Origin of the sequence: Haloarcula argentinensis DSM 12282 (genome assembly GCA_000336895.1) — an archaeon.
GTDB lineage: Archaea > Halobacteriota > Halobacteria > Halobacteriales > Haloarculaceae > Haloarcula > Haloarcula argentinensis.
In genome coordinates this window covers 1-10,831 of the sequence record AOLX01000018.1, presented here as the reverse complement: position 1 = coordinate 10,831, position 10,831 = coordinate 1, and the positions used below count along the sequence as shown (strand labels likewise).

The 10,831-nt window shown below is 63.4% G+C and carries 11 protein-coding genes, 1 tRNA gene and 1 other RNA gene; 9 read left to right on the top strand and 4 right to left on the bottom strand.

Going from position 1 to position 10,831, the window contains the following annotated elements:
- The first annotated feature begins 27 nt into the window (after positions 1 to 27).
- Positions 28 to 315 carry a hypothetical protein gene (locus C443_RS11330; protein WP_005536456.1) on the top strand — a complete coding sequence of 96 codons (288 nt, stop codon included), beginning with the start codon at positions 28 to 30 and terminating at the stop codon, positions 313 to 315.
- A gap of 36 nt (positions 316 to 351) precedes the next feature.
- On the opposite strand, the gene C443_RS11325 is transcribed toward C443_RS11330, so the two are convergent.
- The 4 genes from C443_RS11325 to C443_RS11310 all read right to left on the bottom strand — a co-directional run bounded on the left by C443_RS11325 (position 352) and on the right by C443_RS11310 (position 1,920).
- The gene (locus C443_RS11325; RefSeq protein ID WP_005536455.1) at positions 352 to 579 is read right to left on the bottom strand and encodes a hypothetical protein; all 228 of its coding nucleotides are present in this window, start codon (positions 577 to 579) and stop codon (positions 352 to 354) included.
- A 318-nt stretch (positions 580 to 897) separates the two neighbouring features.
- Positions 898 to 971, bottom strand: a tRNA-Lys gene (locus tag C443_RS11320).
- A 34-nt stretch (positions 972 to 1,005) separates the two neighbouring features.
- The gene (locus tag C443_RS11315; RefSeq protein ID WP_005536453.1) at positions 1,006 to 1,683 is read right to left on the bottom strand and encodes a DUF7119 family protein; all 678 of its coding nucleotides are present in this window, start codon (positions 1,681 to 1,683) and stop codon (positions 1,006 to 1,008) included.
- A gap of 48 nt (positions 1,684 to 1,731) precedes the next feature.
- Positions 1,732 to 1,920 (bottom strand): hypothetical protein, encoded by a 189-nt coding sequence (locus C443_RS11310; protein ID WP_049944025.1) that lies wholly within the window; start codon positions 1,918 to 1,920, stop codon positions 1,732 to 1,734.
- Positions 1,921 to 2,155: 235 nt separating this feature from the next.
- On the opposite strand from C443_RS11310, the gene C443_RS11305 reads away from it, so the two are divergent.
- The 8 genes from C443_RS11305 to C443_RS11275 form a co-directional block, all read left to right on the top strand.
- Positions 2,156 to 2,497: a hypothetical protein gene (locus tag C443_RS11305; RefSeq protein WP_005536443.1), complete on the top strand. Its 342-nt coding sequence runs from the start codon at positions 2,156 to 2,158 to the stop codon at positions 2,495 to 2,497.
- A gap of 92 nt (positions 2,498 to 2,589) precedes the next feature.
- Positions 2,590 to 4,353: a nitrite/sulfite reductase gene (locus C443_RS11300; protein WP_005536442.1), complete on the top strand. Its 1,764-nt coding sequence runs from the start codon at positions 2,590 to 2,592 to the stop codon at positions 4,351 to 4,353.
- A gap of 334 nt (positions 4,354 to 4,687) precedes the next feature.
- An RNA gene (rnpB, locus tag C443_RS11335) (RNase P RNA component) lies at positions 4,688 to 5,138 on the top strand.
- A gap of 61 nt (positions 5,139 to 5,199) precedes the next feature.
- The gene (locus tag C443_RS11295; protein ID WP_005536441.1) at positions 5,200 to 5,811 is read left to right on the top strand and encodes a hypothetical protein; all 612 of its coding nucleotides are present in this window, start codon (positions 5,200 to 5,202) and stop codon (positions 5,809 to 5,811) included.
- A gap of 49 nt (positions 5,812 to 5,860) precedes the next feature.
- Complete coding sequence (gene uvrB / locus C443_RS11290; RefSeq protein ID WP_005536438.1) at positions 5,861 to 7,921, top strand: excinuclease ABC subunit UvrB; 2,061 nt, start codon at positions 5,861 to 5,863, stop codon at positions 7,919 to 7,921.
- Between the two features lie 67 nt (positions 7,922 to 7,988).
- Positions 7,989 to 9,563, top strand: a complete 1,575-nt coding sequence (locus C443_RS11285; RefSeq protein WP_311241268.1) for an ATP-binding protein — start codon at positions 7,989 to 7,991, stop codon at positions 9,561 to 9,563.
- A 102-nt stretch (positions 9,564 to 9,665) separates the two neighbouring features.
- Positions 9,666 to 10,271 carry a precorrin-6Y C5,15-methyltransferase (decarboxylating) subunit CbiT gene (cbiT, locus tag C443_RS11280; protein WP_005536435.1) on the top strand — a complete coding sequence of 202 codons (606 nt, stop codon included), beginning with the start codon at positions 9,666 to 9,668 and terminating at the stop codon, positions 10,269 to 10,271.
- The coding region (locus tag C443_RS11275; protein ID WP_005536434.1) for a cobalt-factor II C(20)-methyltransferase at positions 10,268 to 10,831 on the top strand (564 nt) is incomplete at its 3' end. The genes cbiT and C443_RS11275, both read left to right, overlap by 4 nt.

The following is a 10,831-nucleotide window of genomic DNA, read 5'->3' as shown; positions in this document are numbered from 1 at the left end:
AGATGTGTATAAGAGACAGTCTCTGACGTGAGCGACAGTGGCGCGACGCTCGAATGGTTCGCCCCGCGCGAGAACACAATCGAACTTTCGGAGGGTGGGAACATCACGCTGAACGAGCAGCGGTTCTTCACGCACTTCCCCGATCACCACACCGTCCAGATCGTCCCGATTCAGCAGTACGATCAGTATCAGGAGACACTCGACCAGCAGGACTACTTCCACGAGCGCAAGAACGGCATCTGGGGCGTCTCCATCCTCTCAGGCATCGCTGCCGTACTGATGCTGGGGATGGCGTATATGCCCGTCCGCGGATAACAACGACGTCTGTTTTCGGCTTTTTCGGCGACTGACTTACGCGTCGGCTGCCCAGCTGAGGTACGCCAGTCCGATACCGATCACACCCATTAGGACCGCCGCGATCATTTGTATAATCGCTGCTGCCATTGAGGCGTACGTCTGCCACGGTGTACCGGCAACCGCCGCGAACGTGGCGACGACGAGCAATACACCGACGGTGACACCTAGCGGGCGCAACGGCTGCGAAAATACGCGCTGAACCGTACCGGTAGTTCCGTCCATACTGGTGACATTCGCTGTCTGGTGGTAAATGAACCGGTCTCGGGCTATGCACTGTCGCGCCGCTTTTATCGATAAAACAGGGGGCCGGGAGGGAGCTGAACCATGGAAAGACGATAGTTTCGCTCCGCTCAACCTTGCGACTTTCTTGATTCAACTCCTCCGTAGCCGCTTTGCTCCTCACTTTGTTCGTCGCAAAAGCGAGCCGGGAGGGAGTCGAACCGGAGCCAGACGTGCTCACTTCATTGCGCGCGACTGGCAGGGTGCAACTCCTTCCTTCCGGTTCACTCACCGATTCGCGTTGCTCATCGGTTCACTGCACGGGCCGGGAGGGAGTTGAACCCCCGACCATCTGGTTAAAAGCCAGACGCTCTGCCTAACTGAGCTACCGGCCCTCGCTATTCGCTCGGGGGAGCGGCGATTAAGGCCTTACGGTCCGTCGTCGAAGTACGACTCGATAGCCTCACTGATGACTTCCCCCGGAGACGCTCCATCGAGTGCGGCCTGCCGGCGGAGCCGACAGTAGGCGTCACGGTCGAGTTGCGTACGCATCTCACCCAGTGCGTACCCGTTTCTGGCGAGCGCCGCATCTACGGACGCGCCGTCGTTGACGCTGCTTGCGACCGACCGAATCTGGCGGACGGTGAGATCGTGGTCGAGGGCAGCCCACGACAGCAGGAGGCGCGATTCGCCGGAGACTCTGGCGATGTGTTTGGCCGCTGTTGGCGCGATTTCTCCCTTGGCGACGTGAATACGGACGGACCGGGGGAGGTCGTGCACGCGGGACCACTTCCGGATGAACGAGACCGACGCCTCCCCACCGGCCCGCTCGGCAGCGGCCTTGTAAGACCCTTCGCCGCGAACTAGGGCTGCACACGCGGCTGCACCACGCAGGATGAACACGTTGTCGTCAGCTCCGGCGGTGTTCTCGGAGAATCTCTCGACTGTTCTGGCGGCGAGTTCGAGGCTCTCGGGGTCGTCAGGGTCGAATTCGATAGCCTCCTCGGGCCGCTGTCCAGTGAGTGCTGGGTCTCCCCGGATGACGGGTTTCCCGACCGGTGATTCACGGTCGGTCGTTGGAACGTAGTTATCGGGCCCCTCTGGCATCGATGTGTGTTTAGGAAGCGCCGTACAAAAGTACCCCGTACAGGGGTGTCAGTCGTCGGATGCGCTCTCGCTTTCGCGTTCTTCGCTCATGTGCTCCCAGATCTCTGTGCAGCCACAGCCGTCCTCGACATTGTCGAGGTGGTCTGTCGTTGGCTCTTCGCGCTCGGCATCGTCGTCGTGGGTCTGTTGTGCGTTCGTCATCGTTTCTCTCACAGTGACGACCAGCGTGGCCGCCACGGGATGTCGTACTCCTCTATAATATCCCCACTATGTTAAGGACGGACTCTGCTGTAAACTTGGCCCGCACTGCGACTTACAGGCAACATATGCGTGTATCTCGTACAGAACCCACGAAATAGTGTGTCATTATGCTTGATGCAGTCACCGCATGACTGCGGCGGATTCGACCCGGCCGCGGTGATACTTGCAACCGCCGATGCCCTCACGTGTCTCTGGAATCTAATGAGATGTAATGACGACTGACGTTCACCAGCTCGACGACGGGGCCTGGATTTCCGTCAACGACTCGCGGGAAGTGAACGTCTCGGACCTGTGGTTGTTGGCTCGAAGCGACTTCTGTGGGTGTGAGACGACGGATTTCCTCGCTGAGGGGTTCGTGAAAGTGGGGGTAGATTACCCGGATATTCAGGCACGAATAGCTGGGCAGTGCATCGCCTGCGGTGAAAGCGGCGTTACCGACTGGCTAACGGTCGGGCGCGTCGTGGACCCTGATTCCGGCGAGTTCTACGGTGTTGTCCACGAGAGCGTCCATTTTCCGGAGAAACGAACCCGGCTTGCCCGTCCCGAAGAGTAGGCAACAATCTCTTGTTTCGGGGAGTGGGGGAGACGGTTGACGGCAAAGTGTGGTGTATAAGTCTGTAAGACTTGTTGAAGAATACATTAGCTATGCCCAGTAAAGTCGAGAAATGGAAAGACGAGGTTTACGGTAACGAGATCCGGGAGCATCTGATGGAGTTTGCAGAGCAGGGCTGGGACGCCATCCCGGAAGACGAACACGACGCCTGGTTCGAGCGCTTCAAATGGTGGGGCCTGTACCACCAGCGCTCCGGCCAGGAGTCGTATTTCATGATGCGTATCGGGACGCCAAACGGCGTCATCAAGCCGGGCCAGCTCGAAGTCATCGGCGAAATCGCGAAGGAGTACGCGACCGGTCCCGTCGACAACCCTGAATTCGGCGAGGCCTACTGTGACTGGACGACCCGCCAGTCCATTCAGCTCCACTGGATCAAGCTGGAGGACATCCCCGAAATCTTCGAGAAGCTCGAAGCCGTCGGTCTGGGAACCCAGCAGGCCTGTGGCGACTCCTGGCGGAACATCGTCGGCTGTCCCGTCGCCGGCAAGGACAAACACGAGCACGTCGACGCCTGGCCCGTCGCCGAAGACCTCCACGAGACGTTCAAGGGCAACGACGATTACTCGAATCTCCCGCGCAAGTGGAAGGTCGCCATCGCCGGCTGTGACGAGGGCTGTGGACAGGGCGACATCAACGACCTCGCCTTCGAGCCCGCCGAGAAGGACGGCGAACTCGGCTTCAACGTCCGTATCGGCGGAGGCCTCTCCCGAAAGGAACCGCGCCTCGCCCGTGACATCGACGTGTGGGTCCCGCCGGAGCAGGCCGCTGACGTGGCCCACGGTATGTCTTCGCTCTTCCGTGACTACGGTGACCGCGAGGACCGATTCAACGCCCGCATCAAGTTCCTCATGGACGAATGGGGGCCGGAGAAGATGCGCTCGGTCCTGCAGGAGGAGTACGTCGACTTCGAACTCCCGACTGCGGGCGAGGACATGCGCGACCAGTACAGCTACAACACCGGGTCTCAGGATGGGCACAACGACCACGTCGGGATCCACGAACAGAAAGACGGCAACTACTACGTCGGCCTGAACGTGCTGGTCGGCCGGATGGGTGCCGACGACGTGCTCGAACTCGCCGAACTCGCCGACGAGTACGGTTCCGGTGAGGTCCGACTGACCCAGCGTCAGAACATCATCGTCACCGACGTGCCCGAGGAGAACCTCGACGAGTTCACCAGTGAACCCCTGCTCGAGAACTACTCCCCGGACCCGTCGCCGTTCATGCGCGGCTCTATCGCCTGCACGGGCACGGAGTACTGCTCGCTCTCTATTGTCGAGACGAAGAACCGTCAAGTGCGGTACGCCCGCTGGCTCAAGGACAACGTCGAACTGCCCGAGGACCACAAGGACTTCCACATCCACCTCTCGGGCTGTACGGCCTCCTGCGCCCAGCCCCAGATCGCCGATGTGTCCCTGCGCGGCATGAAGACCCGCAAGGACGGCGAACCAGTCGAGGCGCTCGACATCGGTCTCGGCGGCGGCCTCGGCGACGACCCGCGCTTTGCCGACTGGGTTGAGATGCGCGTCCCGGCCGACGAAGTCCCCGGCGCGATCAAGAACCTCGTCAACAACTTCGAGGACGCCCGCGAGGACGGCGAGACCTTCCGTGACTTCGTCGAGGACCGCGACGAGGAGACGCTGGCCGAGATGGTCGAGCCTGAAGAGACTGACTACCACGACCCGTACATGCACAACACGAAGATGACGTGGTACCCCTACGCAGAGGACGACGACATGCAGTCCTCGCCCGCGCCAACCGACGGCTCCGGCGAGCCGCTGCCCTCTGACGACTAAGACGCACTGCTGGGCGCTCTCGGTTCGATTTTCGCGAATCGTGCGGTTGCTCACGTTTCGATTAATTCTCGTATCTGTCTGTGGCCGGGAGCGCGCTCCGTCGCGCGACCCGGGGAAGGGCAGGCTCACCCGAATACACAGAATTAGTAGTTGCCGCTGCTGTTGCGCATACCGCGAGCGAAGCGAGCGGTTTCCCGCGAATCGCATCGCGATTCGCGCTTTTTTCGCCCACGTTTTTTGACCGGGGTTGAGCGCTCGCCAGCGGCGAGCGCGAACCCCCGGTGAAAAAAGGTGGTTGGTAAGCCTTATTCGCGGCACTGGCGTATCCATTGGTGGCAGCGGGAGGCCGGCTCCCGTGGCGCAAGCCATGAGGAAAGTCCCCCCACCTGTCGGACAGGTGACCGGGCGCAAGCCCGGGGCGGGAGACCGTCGGCTCTGGAACAGCAACGACACGTCGTCGCCGGACCGATGAGGTGTGCGAATCCCGAGCGAGGTGACCCGTGCTCCACCAGACGGTGCAGCACGCCGCCAAAGCGAGGGAAAGTTAACCCACCGAGGGCAGCCGCGACCCGGTGACTCCGGGGCGCGCGTTCGTGGATCACAATTGTGCTCCACACGTGGGCCATCTTCGATGTCCCACGCCTCCGGCGATGGACCGATGGAACGGCGAAACCTCACCGGTGCAAGGCCGCGTCGACAGGTAGTCCGACGCCGCGCGCAAGCGCTGGACGTGGCCGCTCAGCCGAATGCTGGCCCGAACAGAAGGGGGCTTACTCCCCGCAGCCATACGAGCCTTCCAGCGGCGGGTCCGATGGTTACAAGCCCGCGCCGGTCACAGGCCAGAGTATGACCGCAGCCGACCTTATCCACGCAGTTCGTGACGACCAGCAGACGGAACTCTCTCGACTGGGCTCTTCGAAGACGCTGTACGCCGACACCCGCGGCGAGATGGAACCGGACGTAGTACTGGCGGCGGCGGCCGCCCGCGAGCAGGCGGCCCACGACACCTTTGACGCCTGGAGCGACGACGACCACGACGACGCGGCTGCGCTGTTTGCCGACGCAGCCGCCGAGACGGCCGAGCGCCGTGACAGCCTCGACGCCGAGCCGGTCGACCGAACGCCGGCGATGCACGACGTACTCGATGACCTCGACGGGACCGTCGAGCGACTCGGCGGCTTCGTCGGCTGGACGCTCGTCGACAAGAAGGTCAAAGAGCAGTACACCGGCTTCTTCACCGGGCAGGCGGACCCACAGACCGCGAGTACGTTCCGCAGCGCCGGCAGCGACGTGGTGGACCTCCGCGACGAAGCCGCCGAACTGCTCGATGCCGCGTGCGAGAGCGACGACGACTGGGACGCCGCGGAGGCGGCTGCTATCGACGTTGTTTCGACAGCGTACGACGAGTACTTCGAGACGCTCGAAGACCTCGGCGTGAACCCGAAGCCGGTCTGCTAACGCCTCACGAACCACGTGGCTCAAGTCCGTCCAGCCCGACGTGTGAGTAATGAGCGACACCGGCGGACCACTCTCTATTGACCGACCGGACGTCGACCGTGCGTTCCGCGTCGACGCCCCGTTCGAGCCGGCGGGCGACCAGCCCGAGGCCATCGAACAGCTCGCGTCGGGCTTCCGGCAGGGGATGGACCGACAGACCCTACTCGGTGTGACCGGCTCCGGGAAGACCAACACCGTTTCCTGGGTCGTCGAGGAGATCCAGCAACCGACCCTCGTCATCGCCCACAACAAGACGCTCGCGGCACAACTGTACGAGGAGTTCCGCGAGCTGTTCCCGGATAACGCCGTCGAGTACTTCGTCTCCTATTACGACTACTACCAGCCCGAGGCCTACGTCGAGCAGACAGACACGTTCATCGACAAGGACGCCTCGATCAACGACGAGATCGACCGGCTGCGCCACTCCGCGACGCGCTCGCTACTCACCCGCGACGATGTCATCGTCGTCGCGTCGGTGTCGGCCATCTACGGGCTCGGTGACCCGCGCAACTACATCGACATGTCCCTCTCGCTTGAGGTGGGGCAAGAGATCGAACGCGACGAACTGCTCGGTCGGCTGGTCGACCTGAACTACGAGCGCAACGACGTGGACTTCACGCAGGGGACCTTCCGCGTGCGAGGGGATACACTGGAAATATACCCGATGTACGGCCGCTACGCTATCCGCGTGGAGTTCTGGGGCGACGAGATCGACCGGATGCTGAAGGTCGACCCGCTGGAGGGCGAGGTCAAAAGCGAGGAGCCAGCCGCGCTGTTGCACCCGGCGGAGCACTACTCGATTCCGGAACAGCGGCTCCAGCGGGCTATCGACGAGATCGAGAAACTGCTGGACCAGCGAATCAGCTACTTCGAGCGGCAGGGTGACCACGTCGCCGCCCAGCGCATCGAGGAGCGGACCACGTTCGACATCGAAATGATGCAGGAGACGGGCTACTGCTCGGGCATCGAGAACTACTCTGTCCACCTCTCGGACCGCGAGACGGGCGAGGCCCCCTACACGCTGCTGGATTACTTCCCAGATGACTTCCTTACCGTTGTTGATGAGTCCCACCAGACGTTGCCTCAGATTCGCGGCCAGTTCGAGGGCGACAAGAGCCGCAAGGAGAGCCTCGTCGAGAACGGTTTCCGCCTGCCGACGGCGTTCGACAACCGCCCGCTCACTTTCGAGGAGTTCGAGGAGAAGACAGACCAGACGCTGTACGTGAGCGCCACGCCCGGCGACTACGAGCGCGAACACAGCGACCAGGTCGTCGAGCAGATCGTCCGCCCGACCCACCTCGTGGACCCGGCCGTCGAAATCGCGTCGGCGACGGGGCAGGTCGAGGACCTGCTCGGACGGATCGACGACCGCGTCGAGCGCGACGAGCGGGTGCTGGTCACCACACTCACGAAACGGATGGCCGAGGACCTTACGGAGTATCTGGAAGAGTCCGGGGTGAACGTCGCCTACATGCACGACGAGACGGACACGCTGGAACGGCACGAACTCATCCGCTCGCTCCGACTGGGCGATATTGACGTTCTAGTCGGCATCAATCTCCTCAGAGAGGGGCTCGACATTCCGGAGGTATCGCTCGTGGCAATTCTCGACGCCGATCAGGAGGGGTTCCTGCGGTCGGAGACGACGCTCGTCCAGACGATGGGGCGGGCTGCTCGGAACGTCAACGGCGAAGTGGTGCTGTACGCCGACGAGCGGAGCAACGCCATGCAGTCGGCCATTCAGGAGACCCAGCGCCGCCGGCGCATCCAGCAGCAGTACAACGAGGAACACGGCTTCGAGCCGACCACTATCGAGAAAGAGGTCGGTGAGACGAACCTGCCTGGTAGCAAAACCGACACCGGCGGTATTTCCAGTGACGGAGCGAGCGACGCCGACGAAGCCGCTCGCCAGATCGAACAGCTGGAAGAACGGATGCAGGAGGCCGCGGATAATCTGGAGTTCGAACTGGCCGCGGATATCAGGGACCGCATCCGCGAACTGCGCGAGGAGTTCGATCTCGACGGCGGCGACGACAGCGACGGCGTGCCGGCGCCCGATCCGGAGTTCTGACGGGCCTGTTCAGACCGCCAGTCTGGAGAACCGATTTGTACCCTGAAATAAAATGGTACGTATCTCGATGCCAGCTCCGTCGGGAGAGACCATGCTCGACTCTATCCGTTCTCTGGGCAGCGGCATCTCGCCGAGCGGACTCGTCGTCGCCGGCCTCGGGTTTCTTCTGACTCGGTTCACGGTCACGCTGGCGGTCAGCGACGGCCCGATGGCGTTCGTCTTCGGCGGCGTGTTGCCGCTGGTGCTCGGCCTGGGGTTGTCTGCGTTCGGTGTCGCCCTCGCCGTCGGTGAGTTCGAACGCGCCTTCGTTCGGACGGTCACGCTGTGGTGTCTCGCCGGTACCGGCGCGATGTTCGTTCTCGTTCTGGTGACGCTGGTCGGCAACGGTAGCATGGGGCCGCTGTCAACCACGGGGAGTCGGTCGTATCTGTCGAACTTCCTCATCGGGGGTGGGGTCGGTGGGGCGCTCACTGGCGTCTATGCCGGTCGGTCGAACCGGCAGCGACACGAACTTGAGCAGCAGGCCGCCAGGTTAGACCTGGTCAACCGTATCCTTCGGGACAGGGTCCTGAACGCGCTGACGGTCATCCAGGGTCGGGTAGAAATTGCGGAGTCACGGGACAGTATCGGCCCGGCCGACGTTCTGTCGGTCATCGACGACCGCTCGGCCGGCGTCCAGCAGGTCGTCGAGAACATGAAACACATCACCCGCGGTGGCGCAGACCTGTCGCTGGACGCCGTCCCTGTGGTCCCGTGCGTGGAGTCGGGTGTCGACGCCGTCCGCGAGACACACCCGTCGGCCGACTACAACCTGCGGGCCGACGTGCCTGCGGACCTTCGCGTGCAGGCCAACACGATGCTGGACAATCTTGTCGCGCACCTGGTCGAGAACGCGGTCGTCTACAATGATAGCGCCAGCCCCACCGTCGAGGTTGAGGTCACTGCCACTGAGGACACTGTCGCCATTAGCGTCAGCGACAACGGCCCGGGGCTGCCCGAGCGGCAACTCGACCTGCTTGCTCGCGGTGAAATCGGGTCGTACGAGGACCGCTCGACCGGTTTCGGGCTGGATCTCGTTCGCTTGCTCGTCCGGAGCTACGGCGGGCGGACGGCGGCTACCGTCACGGACGACGGAACGACAGTCACGCTGACTCTTCCACGCATCTCGACCGAAGACGGTGCCGTGAGCGCCACGTCAGACGACGTGCTGGGACTTTCGCCGCGCCGTCTGGGCCTGGCTGTCGGGGCGTCGCTTATCGCCGCCGTCGTCATGGGCGTCCCAATGCAGGTCCTCTCCGGTGGCGTCCCGGTCGTCGGGGCGCTGTACGGCGTCCAGAACGCCCTGGTCGGGTGGCTTACACACGGCTTCCACAGCGTCGTCTTCGGGCTGGTGTATGCCGCGCTGGTCCGAACCGCGCCGGACCATCTCTCCGACCGACTCCGATATTACGGGGTCGCCCTCGGCTGGTCACTCGTGCTCTGGCTCGTGGCAGCCGGACTCGTTATGCCGGTGTGGCTCTCGTTGGTCGGTATCGAGGCGAGCCTTCCGAACCTCAGCGTGGTGGCGCTTCTATCCCATCTCCTCTGGGGCGGCTCCCTGGCCGCACTCTACCGCTACGGCTGCCGTGTCTGGCCTCCGTGATCCACGTGTGCGACTGGCGTCAGTCGCCGAACCCTGCTATCATCCACATTTGGACTAATACAACCAAAATTGTTTTACGCGCTACTGCAGTTGTATAGCGTGATGTCCCGCGTCTCGCTCCCACACGATGCGAAGGCCGGTCCCACCAAGCCGGAGGTCCGGGCCGTCCTCGCCAGTAAACTCGCTCTCACCGGGTCCGACCACTTCGCGGAGGTCGGTTCCTGTACCGGTGCCGTCACCATCACGGCGGCGCGCCGGGCCGGGCGGGTCACTGCGCTTGAACGCAAGGGGAACCGACTCGATGTGACTCGCAAGAACCTCGCCGCCAACGATGTCGACGCCGACGTCGAACTGCGCGAGGCAGAGGCCCCAGAGGGCTTGCCTGACGACGCCGATGCCCTCTTCCTCGGCGGGTCGCGAAACTACGAGGCTATCCTCGACCACGCGGTCGAGACCGGTGTCGACCGAATCGTCATGAACGTCTCGCGGCTCGAAGTCGCCGGCGCGGCGACGGAGGCCTTCCGCGAACGCGACATTCTGGAGGAGGTCGTCCAGTTCCAGGTGAGCCACGGTTACGAACTCGCCGGCGCGACGAGCTTCAACTCGGAGAATCCGGTGTACATGCTCGTCGGCAGCGCCAGCGAGGATGTGGCAGCCGACGGCGGGGCAGCGGCCGAGGCTGAAGCGACGAACGGAGGCCAGCAATGACCCTCTACGGCATCGGTCTCGGTCCCGGGCAGCCAGATCTGGTGACTATCCGCGGGAAGCGCGCACTCGAATCGGCCGATGTGGTGTACTCGCCGGGGCGGCTCTCGCGCTCGGTCGCGACTGAGCATGTCCCCGAGGAGCGCATCGGCGACCTCGACTTCCCGATGACGCGCGACGAGGAGAAACTCCGGACGGCCTGGAAAGAAGCCGCCGCCGAGATCGCGCCGACTGCCCGCGACGGCGATGCCGCCTTCGTCACGCTGGGGGACCCGAACGTCTACTCGACCTTCGGCCACCTCCGGCGGACGCTCGCTGCCTTCCACCCCGAGGTCGATCTCGAAGTAGTGCCCGGCGTCAGCGCCATGTCCGCGTTTGCGACGGCGCTGGGCGTCGAAATCACTGCCGGATCGAGCCTCGCACTCAGGGAAGCTGACCGCGGCGCGTCGCCGACTGGCCCTGACCGGATGATTCTGTTCAAGGTGACAGACGCGCCCGCCACTCACGAAGGGCTGGTTGAGGCCGGCTACGACGTGGTGTACGGCCTGTCTCTTATACACATC

Bases quoted from the DNA above. Each gene is read 5' to 3' on its own strand.
- C443_RS11325 (WP_005536455.1), bottom strand. From the start codon at position 579: ATGGACGGAACTACCGGTACGGTTCAGCGCGTATTTTCGCAGCCGTTG.
- C443_RS11300 (WP_005536442.1), top strand. From the start codon at position 2,590: ATGCCCAGTAAAGTCGAGAAATGGAAAGACGAGGTTTACGGTAACGAG.
- C443_RS11285 (WP_311241268.1), top strand. From the start codon at position 7,989: ATGCCAGCTCCGTCGGGAGAGACCATGCTCGACTCTATCCGTTCTCTG.
- C443_RS11295 (WP_005536441.1), top strand. From the start codon at position 5,200: ATGACCGCAGCCGACCTTATCCACGCAGTTCGTGACGACCAGCAGACG.
- C443_RS11315 (WP_005536453.1), bottom strand. From the start codon at position 1,683: ATGCCAGAGGGGCCCGATAACTACGTTCCAACGACCGACCGTGAATCA.
- cbiT (WP_005536435.1), top strand. From the start codon at position 9,666: ATGTCCCGCGTCTCGCTCCCACACGATGCGAAGGCCGGTCCCACCAAG.
- C443_RS11305 (WP_005536443.1), top strand. From the start codon at position 2,156: ATGACGACTGACGTTCACCAGCTCGACGACGGGGCCTGGATTTCCGTC.
- uvrB (WP_005536438.1), top strand. From the start codon at position 5,861: ATGAGCGACACCGGCGGACCACTCTCTATTGACCGACCGGACGTCGAC.